This is a genomic window from Spirillospora sp. NPDC047279 (assembly GCF_040643285.1).
Classification (GTDB): domain Bacteria; phylum Actinomycetota; class Actinomycetes; order Streptosporangiales; family Streptosporangiaceae; genus Spirillospora.
The window spans coordinates 54,453-73,801 of the sequence record NZ_JBEYUA010000023.1 but is presented as its reverse complement, the minus strand read 5'-3'; the positions used below and the strand labels follow the sequence as shown (position 1 = coordinate 73,801).

General features: G+C 71.4%; 19 protein-coding genes. 2 read left to right on the top strand and 17 right to left on the bottom strand.

From position 1 onward, the window contains the following. Nucleotides 1-211 precede the first annotated feature (211 nt). The 17 genes from ABZ810_RS41120 to pgsA form a co-directional block, all read right to left on the bottom strand. A complete protein-coding gene (locus tag ABZ810_RS41120) occupies nt 212-736 on the bottom strand; it encodes an adenine phosphoribosyltransferase (protein ID WP_358412423.1) in 525 nt (174 codons plus the stop codon). A gap of 113 nt (nt 737-849) precedes the next feature. After that, complete coding sequence (gene secF, locus ABZ810_RS41115; RefSeq protein WP_358412422.1) at nt 850-2,013, bottom strand: protein translocase subunit SecF; 1,164 nt, start codon at nt 2,011-2,013, stop codon at nt 850-852. After that, nucleotides 2,013-3,809, bottom strand: coding sequence for a protein translocase subunit SecD (secD, locus tag ABZ810_RS41110; RefSeq protein WP_358412421.1), 1,797 nt, complete (start codon nt 3,807-3,809; stop codon nt 2,013-2,015). The genes secF and secD overlap by 1 nt, the downstream gene beginning before the upstream one ends. 45 nt (nt 3,810-3,854) lie before the next feature. Beyond that, nucleotides 3,855-4,310, bottom strand: coding sequence for a preprotein translocase subunit YajC (gene yajC / locus ABZ810_RS41105; RefSeq protein WP_358412558.1), 456 nt, complete (start codon nt 4,308-4,310; stop codon nt 3,855-3,857). 179 nt (nt 4,311-4,489) lie between these two features. After that, nucleotides 4,490-5,581 carry a Holliday junction branch migration DNA helicase RuvB gene (ruvB, locus tag ABZ810_RS41100; protein WP_358412420.1) on the bottom strand — a complete coding sequence of 364 codons (1,092 nt, stop codon included), beginning with the start codon at nt 5,579-5,581 and terminating at the stop codon, nt 4,490-4,492. An 11-nt stretch (nt 5,582-5,592) separates the two neighbouring features. Beyond that, on the bottom strand, nt 5,593-6,195 hold the full coding sequence (gene ruvA, locus ABZ810_RS41095) for a Holliday junction branch migration protein RuvA (RefSeq protein ID WP_358412418.1): 603 nt from the start codon (nt 6,193-6,195) through the stop codon (nt 5,593-5,595). Between the two features lie 2 nt (nt 6,196-6,197). Continuing rightward, complete coding sequence (gene ruvC / locus ABZ810_RS41090) at nt 6,198-6,770, bottom strand: crossover junction endodeoxyribonuclease RuvC (RefSeq protein ID WP_358412417.1); 573 nt, start codon at nt 6,768-6,770, stop codon at nt 6,198-6,200. 58 nt (nt 6,771-6,828) lie between these two features. Further along, nucleotides 6,829-7,974 (bottom strand): GNAT family N-acetyltransferase, encoded by a 1,146-nt coding sequence (locus ABZ810_RS41085; RefSeq protein ID WP_358412415.1) that lies wholly within the window; start codon nt 7,972-7,974, stop codon nt 6,829-6,831. Nucleotides 7,975-8,077: 103 nt separating this feature from the next. After that, nucleotides 8,078-8,830, bottom strand: a complete 753-nt coding sequence (locus ABZ810_RS41080; protein ID WP_358412413.1) for a YebC/PmpR family DNA-binding transcriptional regulator — start codon at nt 8,828-8,830, stop codon at nt 8,078-8,080. Between the two features lie 3 nt (nt 8,831-8,833). Next, nucleotides 8,834-9,454: a pyridoxal 5'-phosphate synthase glutaminase subunit PdxT gene (pdxT, locus tag ABZ810_RS41075; protein ID WP_358412412.1), complete on the bottom strand. Its 621-nt coding sequence runs from the start codon at nt 9,452-9,454 to the stop codon at nt 8,834-8,836. A gap of 110 nt (nt 9,455-9,564) precedes the next feature. After that, nucleotides 9,565-10,179: a hypothetical protein gene (locus ABZ810_RS41070; RefSeq protein ID WP_358412410.1), complete on the bottom strand. Its 615-nt coding sequence runs from the start codon at nt 10,177-10,179 to the stop codon at nt 9,565-9,567. 174 nt (nt 10,180-10,353) lie between these two features. Continuing rightward, nucleotides 10,354-11,277, bottom strand: coding sequence for a pyridoxal 5'-phosphate synthase lyase subunit PdxS (gene pdxS / locus ABZ810_RS41065; protein WP_358412408.1), 924 nt, complete (start codon nt 11,275-11,277; stop codon nt 10,354-10,356). Between the two features lie 145 nt (nt 11,278-11,422). Next, a complete protein-coding gene (locus tag ABZ810_RS41060) occupies nt 11,423-12,454 on the bottom strand; it encodes a DUF3048 domain-containing protein (protein WP_358412406.1) in 1,032 nt (343 codons plus the stop codon). A gap of 116 nt (nt 12,455-12,570) precedes the next feature. After that, nucleotides 12,571-13,107, bottom strand: a complete 537-nt coding sequence (locus tag ABZ810_RS41055) for a hypothetical protein (protein WP_358412404.1) — start codon at nt 13,105-13,107, stop codon at nt 12,571-12,573. Between the two features lie 11 nt (nt 13,108-13,118). Further along, nucleotides 13,119-14,282 (bottom strand): glycosyltransferase family 4 protein, encoded by a 1,164-nt coding sequence (locus ABZ810_RS41050; protein WP_358412402.1) that lies wholly within the window; start codon nt 14,280-14,282, stop codon nt 13,119-13,121. Next, entirely contained in the window at nt 14,279-15,193 is a 915-nt protein-coding gene (locus ABZ810_RS41045; RefSeq protein ID WP_358412400.1) for a phosphatidylinositol mannoside acyltransferase, read from the bottom strand. Before ABZ810_RS41045 ends, ABZ810_RS41050 begins: the two co-directional genes overlap by 4 nt. Beyond that, nucleotides 15,190-15,891 carry a phosphatidylinositol phosphate synthase gene (gene pgsA / locus ABZ810_RS41040; RefSeq protein WP_358412398.1) on the bottom strand — a complete coding sequence of 234 codons (702 nt, stop codon included), beginning with the start codon at nt 15,889-15,891 and terminating at the stop codon, nt 15,190-15,192. Before pgsA ends, ABZ810_RS41045 begins: the two co-directional genes overlap by 4 nt. Before the next feature lie 326 nt (nt 15,892-16,217). Between pgsA and ABZ810_RS41035 the strand changes: the two genes are divergently transcribed. Together ABZ810_RS41035 and ABZ810_RS41030 are read left to right on the top strand one after the other, a co-directional pair. Further along, complete coding sequence (locus ABZ810_RS41035) at nt 16,218-18,380, top strand: elongation factor G-like protein EF-G2 (RefSeq protein WP_358412396.1); 2,163 nt, start codon at nt 16,218-16,220, stop codon at nt 18,378-18,380. A 128-nt stretch (nt 18,381-18,508) separates the two neighbouring features. Further along, nucleotides 18,509-19,345: a polysaccharide deacetylase family protein gene (locus tag ABZ810_RS41030; protein WP_358412394.1), complete on the top strand. Its 837-nt coding sequence runs from the start codon at nt 18,509-18,511 to the stop codon at nt 19,343-19,345. The last annotated feature ends 4 nt before the right edge of the window (nt 19,346-19,349 follow it).

The window sequence follows — 19,349 nt, the reverse complement described above, 5'->3', positions numbered from 1 at the left end:
GCGTACCGGAGGGCGTGGCGGAGGGCTCCGCGGAGGGCGCACCGGTGCCGCCCGCCGACTCCGCAGCGTCCGGCCGCGCGTGCTCCGGCTCCGCGGCGTGGTCCACCGCGGCGTCGGTCACCGCGTCGGTCGATACCACCTCACCGGGCACTCAGCCTCCCCTGAACCGTGGGCGCCGTTCGCGGTCAGTGTATCCGGCACCTATTTCGTGCTAGACCGTAACCAGCGAATGAACGTCCAAATTCCCCAGTTTGTCCCGTCCATGCAGGAATGAGAGCTCCATCAGGACGGAGACCCCGACGACCTCTCCCCCGCCCCGCAGGACGAGGTCCGCGGCGGCCCGGGCGGTCCCCCCGGTGGCCAGGACATCGTCGACGATCAACACCCGGTCTCCGGGCGCGAACGCGTCGACGTGCATCTCGATCGTCTCGGTCCCGTACTCGAGATCATAGGTCTCTTCGAACGCCCGCGCGGGCAGCTTTCCCTTCTTGCGCACCGGAACGAAGCCGGCGCCGAAGTGATAGGCCACCGGCGCGGCCAGGATGAAGCCGCGCGCCTCGATGCCGACGATCTTGTCGACGGTGCCGCGCCCGTGGTGGTTGACGATCGCGTCCACCACGCCGGCGAAGGCCACGTGATCCGCCAGGAGGGGGGTGATGTCCTTGAACATCACGCCCGGCTTGGGGTAGTCCGCCACGTCGCGAATCCGGTCCTGGATCAGCGTGTCGAGGTCCACTGGCACTGCTCGCGCTCCCTGGTCGATGGCACTTGGCCGATGGCACTGGTCAAGGGAAACCGCGCCCCCTCACGACGGTGTGCCGGAGGGGGCGCGGTCAGATGATCTTCTGTTTACTTGCCCCGGCGCTGCTGCCGGGTGCCGCGCTTGGGCTGCTGACGCGGGCCGGTCTGCACCACCTTGCGGACGGTCACGCCCGCGGGCGCACCGCTCGGGACGTCGTCCTGGGCGGCGTCCGGCTCGTCGTCCGGCTCGTCGTCCACCGTCGCGCCGCCCACCGGCCGGGTGGCCTTGGCGACCTTGGCCTGGCGCTTGGCGCTGCTCTCGCGGCGGGCGATGTTCTCCCGCAGCTGCCTGTACTTCGGCTCGCGCTCCTTGAGCTGGACCAGCAGCGGCGTGGCCACGCAGATCGAGGAGTACGTACCGACGATCATGCCGACGAACAGCGACAACGACAGGTCCTTCAGCGTGCCCGCGCCGAACAGCGTGGTGCCGATGAAAAGGATCGCCGCCACCGGGAGGATCGCGACCAGGGAGGTGTTGAGCGAGCGGACCAGCGTGCTGCTGAGCGCCTGGTTGGCGGCCTCACTGTAGGTGATCTTGGACGTGGTGCTGAGCGGCTTGGTCACTTCCTTGATCATGTCGAACACCACGACGGCGTCGTACAGCGAGTACCCCAGGATCGTCAGGAAGCCGAGCAGCGTCGCCGGCGTGACCTCGAAGCCGGACCACGCGTAGATGCCGGCGGTGATCACCAGGTCGTGGACCAGCGCCACCACCGCGGCCACGGCCATCCGCCACTCGAACGCCACCGACAGGTACAAGATGATCAGGACCATGAAGACCAGCAGGGCCTGCCAGGCCTTCTTGGAGACCTCACCGCCCCAGGTCGGCCCGACCACCTGCGTGGTGATCGAGTTGGCCGAGACGTCGAGATCCTCGGACACGCCCTGCTTGACCTTGGCGACCTCGGCCGAGGTGAGGCTGACGGTGGTCACCCGCCAGTCGTCGCCGGCCTTCTGCACCTTGGTCTCGCCGTGCACGCCGGAGTCGACGACGGAGGCGCGCACCTGCTCGATCGAGGCGCTGGGCGCCGGGATCGTGAAGACCGAGCCGCCCTTGAACTCCACGCCGAAGTTGAGGCCCTGGACGATCAACCCGGCGATGGAGAAGGCCAGCAGCAGGCCCGAGATGGAGTACCAGAGCTTGGGCCGGCCGACGATGTCGGCACTGATCTCGCCCCGGTAGAACCGGGAGAAGACGGAGCGCGTGGTCATCAGGCCTCCTGGCTCTTGGGTCGGGTGGCCGCGGCGGTCGCGCCCCGGCGCAGCCTGGACGCGTTGAGACCGGACAGCCGGTGGCCCTTTCCGAAGAACCGGGTCTTCGACAGCAGCGCCACCAGCGGCTTGGTGAAGAAGAACACCACCACGACGTCGATCAGGGTGGTGAGGCCCATCGCGAACGCGAAGCCCCGGACACCGCCGACCGCCAGGAAGTAGAGCACCACGGCCGCCAGGAAGGTCACCGCGTCGGCGACCAGGATCGTGCGCCGGGCGCGCTTCCAGGCGCTCTCGACCGAGGGCCGCAGTGTGCGGCCGGCTCTCAGCTCGTCCCGCAATCGTTCGAAATAGACGATGAACGAGTCGGCCGTGATGCCGATCGAGACGATCAGGCCGATGATGTGCGGCAGCGAGAGCCGGAAGCCCATGCCCTCACCGAGGATCACCACCGAGACGTAGGTGATGCCGGCGGCGACCACCAGGCTCGACACCGCCACCAGGCCGAGGCCCTGGTAGTAGAGCAGGCAGTAGAGCACGACGAGGCCGAGGCCGATCGCGCCCGCGATCAGGCCGCCGCGGAGCTGGTCGGAGCCCAGCGTCGAGGAGACCTCGTCGATCGAGCTCTGCGTGAACTCCAGCGGGAGCGCGCCGTACTTGAGCACGTTGGCCAGGTCGTCGGCGTAGGACTGGGTGAAGCTGTCGGGCGGGCCGTCGATGCTCGCGGTGCCGCCGGTGATCGGGCCGCGGCTGATCTGCGGCGCGGACACCACCTGGCCGTCGAGCACGATCGCGACCTGCGCCTGCGGCGAGTTCGGGTTCTGCTGGTAGGCCTTGGAGGCGTCGGTGGTGACGGCGCCGAACTGCTTGGCGCCCAGCGACTTGAACTTCAGGCCCACCGACCAGCTGGCCTGGCCCTGCTGCGCGTCCGGCGGCATGGCGTTGGCGTCCGACACCTGGGTGCCCTCGACGCGGACCGGGCCCAGGATGTATTTGGCCTGGCCGTCCTGGTCGCACGCCGCGACCCACTTCTTGGCGGGGTCGTTGGACCCCGGCGCGGTGGTGCCGTTGGGGGAGCACTGCAGCTGCTGGTACTGCTGGATCACGGCCTTGTCGTCGATGCCGGTGAAGTCCTCCGCGGGCTGCTGCGGCTGCTGGAGCTCCGGCGGCAGGCTCGGGGTGGCCGAGGGCGACGGCGATGAGGAGGCCTTGGCCGACCCGCTCGGCGTGGGCGTCGGGGCGGCGAGGGCCTCCGAGAGCGCCCGGCCGCGCGGCGACGCGGACTCCGACGGCTTGGCCGACTGGCTCGCCTTGGGCGAGGCGCCGTCCGTCGCCTTGCCCGTCGCCTTGGGCGAGGGGCTGGCGCTGCCGGTCGGCGTCGCCGAGGGTGAGGCCGAGGGGGCCGCCGCGGTGGCCGCGCCGGACACGAACGCCTGCCGGAACTGCAGCTTGGCGGTCTTGCCGATCGTGTCGACGACCTGCTGCTGACCCTCGCCGGGCACGCTCACGACGATGTTGTTGCTGCCCTGCTTGGTCACCTCCGCGTCGGACACGCCCAGGCCGTTGACCCGCTGGGTGATGATCTTGACGGCCTGGTCCATCTGCTTGGCCGGCGGGTTCTTGCCGGCCTCGGTCTTGGCGGTGAGGGTCACCGTCGTGCCGCCGGCCAGGTCGAGACCGAGCTTGGGAGTGCTCCTCCCCTGGAGGAACATCACCCCCGTCAGGACCACCATGACCGCGAGCAGGCCGAGGAGCGTGCGCGCGGGATTGGGAACACTGCTACGAGGCGGAGCCACTGGTCGTCTTACTTCCTGTCGTCAAATTCGTCGCCGGGCCGCCGGTCAGGCCGAGGGCTTCTCCGAAGAGGAGGCCTTGGCCGCCGCGGGCTTCGACTCCGCATCATCCTGCGCGTCGCCGTCGACGTTCTTGTCGTCCTTGGACAGATCGATGGACGAGGCGTCCGAGGCGTCGCCGTCCTCGGCCTCCTCGAGCTCCTCGTCGTCCTCGATCTCGTCGTCCTTGACGACGTTCATGACGGCCTGCTTGACGAACCGGGCCTCGACCCCGGGGGCGATCTCCAGAACGAGCCCGTCGTCGTCCACGGAGACCACGGTGGCGTACATTCCACTGGTGGTCATCACGCGGGCGCCCGGCTCAATGGAGCTCTGCATCTGCAGCTGCTCCTTGCGGCGCCTGCTCTGCGGCCTGATCAGCAGGAAATAGAAGACCAGGGGTACCGCAAGGAGCAATAGCAGGTTGAACGCTCCGCTACCGCCGCCGTTCGCCGCAATAATCATTTCGCCGCCCATTGCCGGGGCATCCTTCCGATGTGGTGTGCCCAGCCTCTCGCCCGAATGGGCTCACGCACGAGGGAACCGCCGGCTGGGAAGACGGTGACCAAGTCCCGGAGTCTAGAGAGTACGCGAGAACCCGGCAACGACGTGACGATCGGCGACGCCAGGAAGTTCCCAACCCGTTACTCCTTACCCGCCGGGCCGTGACCGCCGCCCGTTCCCCCCTCGCCGTCCTCGAGATCGAAGAGCATGCCCGCCATCGGTGAGCTCGGCGGCGGGGTGAGACCCAGATGCGCCCAGGCGGCGGGGGTGGCGATGCGGCCGCGGGGCGTGCGGGCCAGCAGGCCCTGCCGCACCAGGAACGGCTCGGCGACGACCTCGACCGTCTCGGGCTCCTCACCTACCGAGACCGCCAGTGTCGAAAGGCCGACCGGGCCGCCACCGAACTTGCGCATCAGCGACCCGAGCACGGCCCGGTCGAGGCGGTCGAGCCCGCGTTCGTCCACCTCGTAGAGCGTGAGCGCCGAACGCGCCAGCTCGCGGGTGATCACGCCGTCGGCGCGGACCTCGGCGAAGTCGCGGACGCGGCGCAGCAGGCGGTTGGCGATGCGCGGCGTCCCGCGCGAGCGCCCGGCCACCTCGGCGGCGGCCTCGTCGTCGATCGGGGCCCCGAGCAGCCGGGCGGACCGCTTGACGATCACTTCGAGCTCGGCGGCCTCGTAGAAGTCCATGTGCGCGACGAAGCCGAACCGGTCGCGCAGCGGCCCGGGGAGCATGCCCGCCCGCGTGGTGGCGCCGACGAGGGTGAAGGGGGCGATGTCGAGCGGGATGGCCGTCGCGCCGGGCCCCTTGCCCACCACGACGTCGACCCGGAAGTCCTCCATCGCCATGTAGAGCATCTCCTCGGCGGGCCGCGCCATCCGGTGGATCTCGTCCAGGAACAGCACCTCCCCCTCGGCGAGCGTGGACAGGACGGCCGCCAGGTCGCCCGCCCGCTCGATCGCCGGGCCCGAGGAGATGCGCAGCGGCGCGTTCAGCTCGGCCGCGATGATCATGGCGAGGGTGGTCTTGCCCAGGCCGGGCCCGCCGGACAGCAGCACGTGGTCGGGCGTGCGGCCGCGCCGCAGCGCGCTGTGCAGCACCAGCGACAGCTGCTCGCGGACCCGCTCCTGGCCGATGAAGTCGTCCAGCATCTTGGGCCGGAGCGCGGCCTCGATGACCTGCTCCTCCGGCCCGTCCGCGTCGGCGGAGACCAGGCGTTCGTCCCCGTTCATGGCTTCGCCCACTACTTGCTCAGCTTCTTGAGGGCGGCCTTCAGCAGGGCCGGAACGGGCGGCGCCTCGCCGCCGTCGAGATCGGCGGCGACGGCGTCCACGGCGGCGTCGGCGTCCCTGGCCGACCAGCCGAGGTTGATCAGGCCGGCCTGGACCTGATCGCGCCAGGCCGCGCCGCGGACCGGCGCCCGGACGTCGTCGGCGTCGCCGATCGGGCCGCCGAGCCGGTCCTTGAGCTCCAGGACGATGCGCTGGGCGCCCTTCTTGCCGATGCCGGGGACCTTGGTGAGCGCCGTCAGGTCCTCGGTGGCCACCGCGCGGCGCAGCGCGTTGGGCGTGTGCACCGCCAGCGTGGCCAGGGCCAGCCGGGGGCCGACGCCGCTGGCGGTCTGGAGCAGCTCGAAGACCGAGCGCTCGTCCTCGTCGGCGAAGCCGAACAACGTCAGCGAGTCCTCGCGGACGACCAGCGAGGTGGGCACCTGCGCCTGGTCACCGACGCGCAGCCCCGCGAGCGTGGCGGGGGTGCACTGGACGGCGAACCCGACCCCGCCGACGTCGACGACGGCGCCGTCCGGTCCGGCGGCCGCCACCCGGCCGCTGACGAACGCGATCACGCTCAGGTCCTTCCCTTCGTCCGGGCGGCCGCCAGGGCCGCCTCGATCTTGGCCGCGTTGATCTGGGCCTGCGTGCCCCGGGCCGCGGCGAGGCGGGCCTGGGCGCCGCCGCGCCAGACGTGGCAGATGGCCAGCGCCAGCGCGTCGGCCGCGTCGGCGGGCTTGGGGGCCGTCTCCAGGCGCAGCAGCCGCGTCACCATCTTGGTCACCTGGGCCTTGTCGGCGCGGCCGTTCCCGGTGATCGCCGCCTTGGCCTCGCTGGGCGTGTGCATCGCGACCGGGATGCCCCGGCGCGCGGCGCACACCATGGCGATGCCGGCGGCCTGCGCCGTGCCCATCACGGTGCTGACGTTGTGCTGGGCGAACACCCGCTCGACCGCGACGGCGTCCGGGGTCATCGCGTCCAGGATCTCCTCGATGCCCCGCTCGATGCCCAGCAGCCGGGCGGCGATGTCGTCGCCGGCGGCGGTCCGGATCACATCGACCATGACCAGGCTGAGCTGCTTGCCCGGCGCCCCCTCGACCACGCCGACACCGCATCTGGTGAGCCCCGGGTCGACCCCCAGCACCCGCACGGCCCACTCCTTCGATCATCTGTTCGGCATGCGACACGCTACCGAACCGGGACCCCGGTCAGAAGTAGTCCAGCGAGTACGGGCGCGCCGCGAAGACCTCGGACAGCAGGGCCGTGCCGGCGTCCCCGGCGTCCAGCAGGCCCGCGCGCCGCAGCGTGGCCGCGGGAACGCCGGCGAAGAGGGCCGAGAAACCCCCGATACCCGCCCTAACGGCTCCATGATCGTCTTTGGCGCGTTCGAGGCGGCCGGCCCCATCCTTGATCATCAGCCGCCAGCACCCGGCGTTGGCGGGCAGCTGGGGGTCGTCCAGGCGCATCGTGATCTCGGCGGAGACGCCCGCCGGGTAGCCGCGCGCGCCGATCGCCGCCGGGACGTCGATCACCCGCGTCATCCAGCGTTCCTCGCGGACGTCGGCACGGGGCCGCTCGCCCAGCAGCCACAGGACGGGATCGTCCGGGGCCAGGCAGGCCCGGACGGTGGCCGCGGTGGACGAGCCGGAGCCGACGATCGCGCACAACGACCGGAGCGTACGTTCCGAGCCCGCCACCAGCCGGTCGATCCGCAGGTTCGCGCCGTCCCAGCCGTAGGCGAGGAATCCGTCCTCGGCCAGGTAGGCGTAGGTGTCGTCGAAGCCGAGCATCACCCGCCACCGTTCCTCCTGCCAGTCCACGGGGCCGTCGTCGCGCGCCAGCCGGTGGACCTCGCGGACGGTGGCGGCCACCACCGCCGCGTCGGCGGGACCGGCGCGGCGCACCGGCACCCGCTCGGCCGCCACCGTGCGCAGGGCCTCGACCGGCAGGGTGATCAGGTATTGCGCGCCCGCGTGCTCCCAGCCCAGCGACCGGTAGAGGCGCGTGGTGGCCGGATAGAGCATGGACAGGAGGTGCCCGCGCTCGGCGTGCCGGCGCAGGACGTAGGTCATGAGCTCGCGGCCGATCCCCCGGCCGCGGTCTTCGGGAGCCACCACGACGCCGCTCACGCCGCCGGCCGACATCAGCCCGCCCTGCCACCACTGCCGCATGTGCAGCAGCCGGGCGCTCGCCACCAGCCGGTCACCGTCGTACGCGCCGTACAGCCGGCCGTCCCGGACGGCCGACTCGGCCAGCGCTCGCGACCGCGCCCAGCCGTCGTCGGACAGCGGCCCGAAGGCGCGCGTCCGCAGGTCCCGGACCAGGCCGGCGTCGTCGAGCGCACGAATCTCCATGATCCCGACCGTATCCCCCGCGGAATCCCCGCCGACACGGCGGCGGGCATGGCGGAGGCCCCGGCCCGAGGGGGCGGGGGCCTCCGCCGGAGGACGGACGCCGCTAGGCGTCGATCTTCTCCATGACCTCGTCCGAGACGTCGAAGTTGGCGTAGACCTCCTGGACGTCGTCGGAGTCCTCCAGCGCGTCCAGCAGGCGGAACACCTTGCGGGCGTTGTCCTCGTCCAGCGGCACCGACATGGTCGGCAGGAACTTGCTCTCCGCCGAGTCGTAGTCGATGCCGGCGTCCTTGAGCGCGGTGCGCACGCCGACCAGGTCGCCCGCCTCGGAGACGACCTCGAAGCTGTCGCCGAGGTCGTTGACCTCCTCGGCGCCGGCGTCCAGGACGGCCATCATCACGTCGTCCTCGGTGGTCTCCGCCTTGGGGACGATCACGACGCCCTTGCGGTTGAACATGTACGACACCGAGCCGGGGTCGGCCAGCGAGCCGCCGTTGCGGGTCAGGCCGACGCGGACCTCCGAGGCCGCGCGGTTGCGGTTGTCGGTGAGGCACTCGATGAGCACCGCGACGCCGCCGGGCGCGTAACCCTCGTACATGATGGTCTGCCAGTCGGCTCCGCCCGCCTCCTCACCGGCGCCGCGCTTGCGCGCGCGCTCGATGTTGTCGTTGGGCACCGAGCTCTTCTTCGCCTTGTAGATGGCGTCGTACAGGGTCGGGTTGGAGTCGGGGTCACCACCGCCGGTCCGCGCCGCCACCTCGATGTTCTTGATCAGCTTGGCGAAGAGCTTGCCCCGCTTGGCGTCGAGGGCCGCCTTCTTGTGCTTGGTCGTCGCCCATTTGGAATGGCCGGACATCTGTCAATCCTCCTGCTCCATCGCCCGGCGCACCAGATCGGCGAAGTAGTGGTGCACGCGGAAGTCGCCCGTCAGCTCCGGATGGAAGGCGGTCGCCATGAGCCGCCCCTGACGGACGGCGACGATCCTACCGGCGTTCGTGCCGGTCTCGGCGCGACCGAGGACTTCGACGTCGTCGCCCACGGCCTCCACCCACGGGGCCCGGATGAAAACGGCGTGGTACGGCGCGTCGCCCATCCCGGTGAGGCGCACGTCGGCCTCGAACGAGTCGACCTGGCGGCCGAAGGCGTTGCGGCGCACCGTCATGTCAATGCCGCCGAGGGTCTCCTGGCCCTCGATGCCGTCCTTGATCCGGTCAGCGAGCATGATCATTCCGGCGCAGGAACCGTAGGCGGGCATGCCCCCCTCGACCCGCTTGCGCAGCGGTTCGAGCAGGTCGAACGCCCGGGCCAGCTTCCACATGGTGGTCGACTCGCCGCCCGGGATGACCAGCGCGTCGACCCGTTCGAGCTCTTCGGGACGGCGGACCGGCAGGGTGCGGGCCCCGGCCGCCTCCAGAGCCCTGGCGTGCTCGCGCACGTCGCCCTGCAGGGCGAGGACACCGATCTCGGGCACGGCAGTCACCAGTGATTCACCTTTCCGGGGAGTCGGCACAAGGGCCGCGAAGATCCGTTGTCAACCCTAGACGCTCGTTACAACGCCCCGGGACCCGGCCGATCTTCCCGTGGCGGCGCTCAGCAGAGCTTGAAGCGGCGCAGCGGGAGCTCCATCGGCAGGAAGCCGTCGGGCCCGCGCTCGGCGATGCGGCGGCCGAACATGTGCTCCTCGGCCAGCGCCAGCCCGAACTCCTCGGGGTCGAACGGCAGCGGGACGTCGGGCGCGCCCTCGTCGATGGCCTTCCAGAACGGCAGCTCGGCGGGCATGCGCTCGCCCTGGTCGACCACGACGCCGTCCTCGGCGGTGACGAACACGTCGCGGCGCAGCTCGCCCGCCTCGTACCAGCGGAACCAGCAGCCGGAGATCACGCTGTGCAGCACCAGGACGCCGCAGTTGGCGCCCGGCAGTGCCGCCGCCGCGGTGTCGGCGATCCGGCGGGCGTCGTCGTCGAGGCAGAACAGGCGCCGGTCGCACAGCAGGACGGCCCGGTCGTAGGCGCCCACGAACAGCTCGTCCTCGTAGGGCCAGAGCGCGAAGTCGAGCACCGTGTCGCCGGTCTCCACCAGGGTCGCCGCCGGGTAGAGGCCCCGCGCCATGCTGGTCGCGGCCGCCGGATCGGGCACCAGCCCCGGCCCGAAGACCTTGTCCGGTTCGCCCGCGCTCGCACAGGCCAGCGCCACCGACCACGCCATGCTGTTCCCCTCCCGCGACCGCCGGGGCCGACCCAACCCCCTCGTTCCGGCCGCCCGCCAGCGTAATCCCTAGAACGGCCCGCTGTGGAGTCGCGGCAAAAAGTAACCACCCGGTCACCGGACCGGGTGGTTCCCCTTGCCTCGTGGTCAGGTTCGCAGGTCAGGTTTCGCAGGTCACCAGCCGCGGTGCGCGAACTTCTGGTCCTCGCCCAGCGAGGCGACGTTGATGCCGACCATGGCGTCGCCGAGCCCGCGCGACACCTTGGCGATCACGTCGGGGTCGTCATGGAAGGTGGTGGCCTTGACGATGGCCTCGGCCCGCTGCGCCGGGTTGCCGGACTTGAAGATGCCGGAGCCGACGAACACGCCCTCGGCGCCCAGCTGCATCATCATCGCGGCGTCGGCCGGGGTGGCGATGCCGCCGGCGGTGAACAGCACGACCGGCAGCCTGCCGGCCTCCGCCACCTCCTTGACCAGCTCGTAGGGGGCCTGCAGCTCCTTGGCGGCCACGTACAGCTCGTCCTCGGGCAGGCCCTGGAGCCGGCGGAGCTCACCACGGATCTTGCGCATGTGGGTGGTGGCGTTGGAGACGTCGCCGGTGCCGGCCTCGCCCTTGGAGCGGATCATCGCGGCGCCCTCGGTGATGCGGCGCAGCGCCTCGCCGAGGTTGGTCGCGCCGCAGACGAAGGGGACGGTGAAGGCCCACTTGTCGATGTGGTTGTCGTAGTCGGCCGGGGTGAGCACCTCGGACTCGTCGATGTAGTCGACCCCGAGCGCCTGGATGACCTGGGCCTCGACGAAGTGGCCGATGCGGGCCTTGGCCATGACCGGGATCGAGACGGCGTTGATGATGCCGTCGATCATGTCGGGGTCGCTCATCCGGGAGATGCCGCCCTCGACGCGGATGTCGGCGGGGACCCGCTCCAGCGCCATGACGGCCACCGCGCCGGCGTCCTCGGCGATCTTCGCCTGCTCGGGCGTGACGACGTCCATGATCACGCCGCCCTTGAGCATCTCCGCCATGCCGCGCTTGACCCGGGCGGTCCCGGTCGCGGGCGCGGTGTTGTCGGAAGCGGGACTGGAAGTGGACACGGGCATTCCTCACATGAGCGTACGACGGGACGGTTCCCATGATATTGCCTGCTAGCGCCCGCCCTCGACCCGGCAGAGTGTCAAGGACCCGCCCCGCCGTCTTACGGAGTGCCGCCCGCCGCGCCGCGGAGCGGGCCCGGCCCGGCTCCGCCTAGGGGATGTAGGGCTTGCCGTCGTTGACGAGCGCGACCCAGACCTGGCCGGTCGCGAAGTTCATGGGCTTGCCGTCAGGGGTGGTGAAGGTGGTGCCCCTGTCCTCCGCGGGGCGCGACCACTTGGCCTGGTAGGCCTTGCCGTCGCGCAGCACCACCGCGCGGCCGGTACCGGTCGTCTTGATCAGGGGGGTGTACGAGCCCAGGAAGTCGTGGAACTGCGACCGCGTGGTCTTGGCGTACTGGATCACGACCGTACGGCCGCCGAGCCGCCCGCCCCCGCGCTCCACGTCGGGGCTGCCCCCGAAGGAGGCCAGCCACCGCCTGTCCTTGGCCGACCAGGTGAACCCCATCGAAGCGGAGGGCCACCGGGCGGTGAAGCTCCTGGTCGGCTTGCCGCCCGCGGGGGCCGGGCCGAAGCGGAACCCGATGTCGCGCGGCTTGCCGGCCTTCGGCGCCTGCTTGAGCAGGCTCCTGGGGTTGGCGTAGAGGTTGTACGGGATGGGCTTGGGGCCCCAGCGGTAGTAGGAGCCGCCGCCGTTGTCCTGCGAGATGTCGTACACCGGCGACTTGCGGATGTGCTTCTTCATCTTCGACTGGACGCCGGAGAAGGCGAACGCGGGCTTGCCGAACTGCGGAAGGATGTGCAGGTCGGAGATGCGCGCGCTGCGGACGGGCCCCACCCGCGCGGGCAGCTTGGACGAGTAGACCGCCATGAGGCGGGTCTCGCCGCCCTCGACCTGCTCCACGTACACGATGTCGGCCGCCGAGACGCCGCTCTGCGGCATCGCGGGCCGGGTGTTCTCGACCTTCACCGCGAGGACGGGGTTGTCGAGCCCGGTCTTGCCGCCGGTGAACGGGTGGGTGGCCGGCTTGGGGGTGGCGCTGGGCGAGGCGGCCGGGGCGCCGGGCGGGGCGGCCTTCTCCGGCCCGTCCGAGCCCGAGCAGGACACCAGCGACCCGCCGAGCACGACCACGCCGAGGATCACCGCCGACCGGCCACGGCGAGTGCCGCTCCATGCGATTCGCACCATTCACCCCTTCTGTGGCTGACCCGGAGAGGGTAGCGAATCCCGATTAACGCGAAAATTCCTCGGCTCCCGGGGGCGAGGAATCACCTGCGGTACGCGAGCGGAACCCGGACGGTTCAGAGCTTGGGCGGGTCGTCGTCGATCTCGAAGAAGTCCGGCAGCGGCGCCCGGCCTGCCAGCGGCAGCACCCGGATGAGCAGCTTGCGGCGGGCGATGCGGGCGGCCGACACCGCGTCGTTGTAGAAACGCCGCGCGTAGGCGACCTTCGCCGCCGCCGCGCCGAGCTCCTCCAGGACGGCCGCGGCCTCTCCCCTGGCCTCCAGCGTCACCGCGAAGTCGGGCTGGTCGACCACCGCCCGGAGCGCCCGGGACAGGTCGCTCTCGGCGAACTCGCGGTTGTCGGCGTCGGCGGTCCTGGCCTCGTGCGCCGCGGTCGCCAGCACCAGGCTGGCGGCCGGGTCGAGCAGGTGCGAGGCGGCCAGCTCCAGCGCGACCGCCGCCCGCCTGACCAGCGCCGCGTCCAGCGCCGCCCGCGCGGTCTCCACCCGGACGTGCAGCCGGTCGAGCCGGGTCGCCCGCCACGAGACGTAGACGCCGATCAGGAAGAGGACCGCGACCCAGAACAGGACGTCGATGATCCAGTCAGGGAACATCACACCGCCCCTCAGGCCCCGACACCGGACTCGACCACGCCGGCGTCACCGTGCGCGACGGTCTCGTACACCCGCAGCACGTCACGGGCGACCGCGGACCAGTCGTACGCGCGGACAGCGGCGCGCGCCTCCGCCGAAATCTGCTTGCGCCGCGCCGGGTCGTCCAGCAGCTCGCCCGCCGCGGCGGCGAGCGCCCTGTGGTCGCCGACCGGGAACAGCGCCCCCGCCCGCCCGCCGAGCAGCACCCGGTCGAACGCCTCGATGTCGCTGGCCAGGATCGGCGCGCCCGCCGACATCGCCTCGGCCAGCACGATGCCGAAGCTCTCGCCGCCCAGGTTGGGCGCCACGAACACGTCCACGGAGTGGTAGGCGCGGATCTTGTCCTCCTCGCTCACCATGCCGAGCAGCACGACCCGGTCGCGCAGCTCGGGCGAGACCTTGGAGACCGCGTCGTCGGCGTCGCCCGGACCCGCGACCAGCAGCCGCAGCTCCGGCCGTTCGCGGGCCAGGATCTCGAAGGCGCGCATCAGCACCTGCAGGCCCTTGCGCGGCTCGTCCATCCGCCCGAGGAAGCCGAGCGTGCCGCCGCCGGTGCGGGCCTGGTCGCCGTCGCCGCGGTCCGGCCAGCCCGCGAGCGGCTCGGCCATCGCGTAGCGCTCGGTGGCCACGCCGTTGGGGATCAGCACCGCGTCGCCGCCGAGATGCTCGACCAGCGTCTTGCGCGCCGCCTCCGACACCGCGATCCGGCCGGTGATCTTCTCCAGCGCGCTCTGCAGGATAGGCGCCGTGACCGACACCACCCGCGACTTCTCGTACGAGGCGTGGAAGGTGCCCACGATCGGGCCGTCGGCCGTCCAGCAGGCGAGCAGGCCCAGCGAGGGGGCCGCGGGCTCGTGCACGTGCAGCACGTCGAACGCGCCGTCGTTGATCCAGCGGCGGACGCGGGCCGAGGAGAGGAAACCGAACGCCAGCCGCGCCACCGACCCGTTGTAGGGCACCGGGACGGCCCGGCCCGCCGACACCACGAACGGCGGGAGCTGCGCGTCGTCGTCGGCCGGGGTGATGACCGACACCTCGTGGCCGAAGCCGAGGAGCGCCTCGGCCAGGTCGCGGATGTGCTGCTGGACGCCGCCGGGGACGTTCCAGGTGTAGGGACAGACGATCCCGACCTTCACCGCCCGGCCCCCGCGGCGGCGGGGAGGTCCGCCACCCAGACCTTCTGCAGCATGTGCCAGTCTTCGGGGTGCGCGGCGATGCCCTCGGCGAAGACGTCCGCGAGCTCCTGCGTCATGACCTGGATCTTCTCCTGTCTGGCCCCCTCGGCGGGAACGGCGATCTCATCATGGACCCGGGCGCCCCAGTCGTCTCCCTCGAACCACAGGGTGACGGGGAACAGCGCCGCCCCGGTCTGGATCGTGAGCGCCGCCGACACCGCCGGCATCCGCGCCGTCGCGCCGAAGAACTCGACGTCGACGCCGGTCTCGGTGAGATCCCGGTCGACCACCAGGCAGACCGGCCGCCCCGAACGCAGCCGCTGGGCCATCCGCCCGAAGGCCGAGGCGCCCTTGTGCGGCAGTACCTCCATACCCAGGCTCTCGCGGAACTCCACGAACCGGTCGAACAACGACTCTGGCCTGAGCCGTTCGGCGACCGTGGTGAAGGGGTAGCCGCTGTGCACTAGCCAGGCCCCGGCCTGCTCGTAGTTGCCCATGTGCGGGAGGGCGAGGACGGCGCCGCGCCCGGAGTCGAGGGTGGCGAACAGCTTCTCGTGGCCGGTCACCCGCATGCGGCCCAGGATGCGCTGCTTGCCGTACTCCGGCAGCCGGAAGACCTCCAGCCAGTAACGGAAGTAGGAGCGCAGGACCCGCTTGCTCAGGACCCGGACCTCGTCGTCGACGCCGTCCTTGCCCAGGACGCGGCACAGGTTGCGCTCGAGCTGCTTCACGCCCGCGCCGTGCTGGTGCCAGGTGCGGTCCGCGAGCGCCGCGAACGCCATCTTGGCGGCGCGCTCGGGCATCTTGCGGACCACCGTCCAGCCCAGGGCGTAGGCGGCGTCCATCACCTCGTCCCGCAGGGGCACGTTCATGCGCGTGATCCCGACGAGGGCTCGTGGGAGGGTTCGTCGGGGGCGGCCGGGGAGTCCGAGGCGTCCGCCGCGTCCGCCGCGTCCGCGTCGGCTTCCGCGTCCGCCTGCCGTGCCTGCTTGTAGACGGTCGCGAAGCGCTGCCCGACGGTGACCGTGCTCAGCACCGCGAGCACCCACAACGCCAGCGTCAGGATGTAGGGCACTCCCAGGCCGTGGAACCCGGCCGCCACCAGCGCGACGATGAGCCGTTCGGCCCGTTCGGCGATGCCGACGTCGCACGTGTAGCCCAGGCCCTCCGCGCGGGCCTTGGCGTAGGAGACGACGACGCCGGACACCAGGCAGTAGAGCGCGACCATGGCGAGGGCCTTCTCGCCGTCCTCGTAGAGACCGAGCATCAGCCCAGAGAAGATCGCGGCGTCGGCGACGCGGTCCATCGTGGAGTCGAGGAACGCGCCGAACTTGGAGGTCTTGCCCGTGACCCGGGCGACCGCGCCGTCGAGCATGTCGAACAGCACGAACGCCGTGATGACGATCGTCCCCCAGAAGTACTCGCCGCGGGGGAAGAAGCCGAGCGCGCCGACGGCCACGCCGATCGTGCCGATGACGGTGATGGCGTTGGGCGAGACCCCGGTGCGCGCGACCGCCTGTCCGATGGGGGTCAGGATCCGCCCCAGCGCTGGCCGCAGTTTGTTGAGCATCGCCGTCCGTTCTCCGTGAAGGTCGTGGTGTGCTCCGCGGCGCCCGGTGGGCGCGCCGGGCCGCACAGCGCGCCCATCGTAGTGCGAGAGATATGCACAGGTGGTGAAGGCAGGGCACTGATCCCGTTCTGCCCGCAAAGAGATGTCCGCCGTTTGAAGCTCCCCTCTTGTGATCCCGGCCGCGGCGGGAAATGGTGGTGAACACGGGTGTGACGCCGGTCACGCACGTCATGGCGCCGCACTCGGACGGTAGGCCGGGCCCGCTCGGGCCGGGTCACACTGCGCGCGCGGGCCCGCACCCGACGGGCCCGTCCGAGGAGGTAGTCATGGCGGACAGAGGAGGACACCCGGGAGCCGCCGGCAGGGCACCGGAGGCCGGCCGGCCCGACAGGGTGCGCAACGTCGCGCTGGTCGGCCATTCAGGGGCGGGGAAGACCACGCTCGTCGAGGCCCTGCTCAGCGCGACCGGGATGATCCAGCGGCCCGGGCGCGTCGAGGACGGCTCGACGGTCAGCGACTTCGACGACGTCGAGGTGCGCCAGCAGCGCTCGGTCAACCTCGCCCTCGCTCCCTTCATGCACGGCGACATCAAGGTCAACCTCATCGACACCCCCGGCTACGCCGACTTCGTCGGCGACCTGCGGGCCGGGCTGCGCGCCGCCGACGCGGCGCTGTTCGTGATCTCCGCGGTGGACGGCATCGACGGCCTCACCCGGCTGCTCTGGGAGGAGTGCGCCGCCGTCGGCATGCCCCGCGCGGTCGTCATCACCAAGATCGACCAGCAGCGCGGCGACTTCGACGACGTCCTGCTGACCTGCCAGGACGTCTTCGGCGAAGGCGTGCTCCCCTGCTACTTCCCGGTCGGCGCGGGCGACGAGCTCAAGGGCCTGATCGGCCTGCTCACCCAGCGCTGCTTCGACTACTCCTCCGGCGAGCGCGTCGAGTGCGACCCGGCCCCCGAGTTCCTGGACCAGATCGAGGAGCAGCGTGCCGCGCTGCTCGAGGGGATCATCCAGGAGAGCGAGGACGAGTCCCTCATGGACCGGTACCTGGCCGGTGAGGACATCGACGTCAAGGCGCTCATCGAGGACCTGGAGACCGCCGTCGCGCGCGGCTCGTTCTATCCGGTTCTGGCCACCTCTGTGCCGCACGGCGACCACCCCGGCCCGGTCATCGGCATGCAGGAGCTCCTGGAGGTCATCACCCAGGCCTTCCCCTCGCCGCTCGAGCACGGCATCCCGCCCGTCACCGCCGTGACCGGCGGCCCGCCCCGGCAGGTCGAGTGCGACCCGGACGGCCCCCTGGTGGCCGAGGTCGTCAAGACCACCTCCGACCCCTACGTCGGCCGGATCTCGCTGGTCAGGGTGTTCTCCGGCACGCTGCGTCCCGACACAGTGGTGCACGTCTCGGGGCACGGGCTGGAAGACCGCGGCCACGAGGACCACGACGTGGACGAGCGCGTCGGCGCGCTGACGTCGCCGCTCGGCAAGGCCCAGCGCACGATCTCGTCCTGCCGCGCCGGGGACGTCTGCGCCGTCGCCAAGCTCGGCCGTGCCGAGACCGGCGACACCCTGTCCGATCCCGGCACCCCGCTGCTGATGGCGCCCTGGTCGATGCCCGACCCGCTGCTGCCGGTGGCCATCACCGCACGTTCCAAGGCCGACGAGGACAAGCTCAGCCAGGCCCTGGGCCGGCTGGTCGCCGAGGACCCGACGCTGCGGCTGGAGAACAACTCCGAGACCCGCCAGCTCGTCCTGTGGTGCATGGGCGAGGCGCACGCCGACGTGCTGATCGACCGGCTGAGCGCGCGCTACGGCGTCGAGGTCGAACGCGTCGACCTGCGGGTTCCGCTGCGCGAGACGTTCGGCGGCGGGGCTCCCGGCCTCGGCCGGCACGTCAAGCAGAGCGGCGGGCACGGGCAGTACGGCATCTGCCACATCGAGGTCGAGCCGCTGGCGTCGGGCGGGGGGTTCGAGTTCGTCGACAAGATCGTCGGCGGTGTCGTCCCCCGGCAGTTCATCCCGTCCGTCGAGAAGGGGATCAAGCAGCAGATGGGCCGCGGGGTGTCGGCGGGCTACCCGCTGGTCGACATCAAGGTCACCCTGCGCGACGGCAAGGCGCATTCGGTCGACTCCTCCGACATGGCCTTCCAGGCGGCCGGCGCGCTCGCGCTCAAGGACGCGGCGGGCAAGGTGCCCGTCCTGCTCCTGGAGCCGGTCGACGAGGTCGCCGTCCTGGTGTCGGACGACTACGTGGGATCGGTCATGTCCGACCTCAGCTCGCGGCGCGGCCGGGTGCTCGGCTCGGAGAGCGTGCCGGGCGGCCGCACCATGATCAAGGCCGAGGTGCCGCAGCTGGAGATCATCCGGTACGCGATCGACCTGCGCTCGATGTCGCAGGGCACCGGCAGCTTCAGCCGCACGTTCCTGCGGTACGAGCCGCTGCCCTCGCATCTGGCCGAGCGGCTGGCCGACTCCAAGGACGACTGAGACGCCGCCGAGGAGCCGCCGGTACGGGGTCCTCCCCGTACCGGCGGGGACTCATCCCCAGGGCTGATCACGGTTCAGTCCCGCGGCGGAAGGAAACGCTCCGGTCTTGTGCGATTCTTTTGATCGCCATGACGAATTCGGGGGACGATGACGCGGCGGCCGGGCCCGCGCGCCGCAGGGTCATCAAGGGGCTGGGCATCGCGGCGGGAGGGTTCGCGGCGGGAGCCGCGAGCGGAGGGTCGGCGGTCGCGGAGATGCCCGCGGCCTCGTCCTCCTCCTCGGCGATGGCGGTACCGGTCGCGGGACCGTGGCGGCCGGCGCGCGGCCACGTCGACATCACCTGGTCGGTCGACACCACGCAGAAGCTGGTGGCGCTGACCTTCGACGACGGGCCGATGCCCGACTGGACGCCGATGGTCCACGACATCCTGGACGCCGAGCGGGTCAAGGCCACGTTCTTCATGGTCGGCGAGCGCCTGCTCCGCAACGCCAGGCTCGTGCACGGCCGGATGGACCGGCACGAGGCGGGCAACCACACCTGGCAGCACAAGGACCTCTCGCTGCTCGGCCACGAGCAGGCCTACCGCCAGATGCACCGCGCGCACGCCGCGATCAAGGAGATCACCGGCAAGGAGGCCGTGCGCCTGCGGCCCCCGTTCGGCCGGCTCGGCGGCACCACGCTGAGCGCGGCGGGGCGGATGGGCTACGACGTGACGATCTGGTCGATCAAGATGCTCGAGAAGACCTACGAGAAGCACCCGCCGCAGCTGATCGACTACATCGTCGACAACACCCGGCCCGGCACGATCGTGCTCGCCCATGACACCGGCAAGCAGGACCGGCTGGTGGCGCTGCGCAACCTCGCGCCGATGATCCGCCGCGTGCGCGCCAAGGGCTTCGAGTTCGTCACGGTCTCCGAGCTGGTCGAGGCCGGCGGCCGGCCCCAGCCTCCCAAGGAGCCCTAGAGCG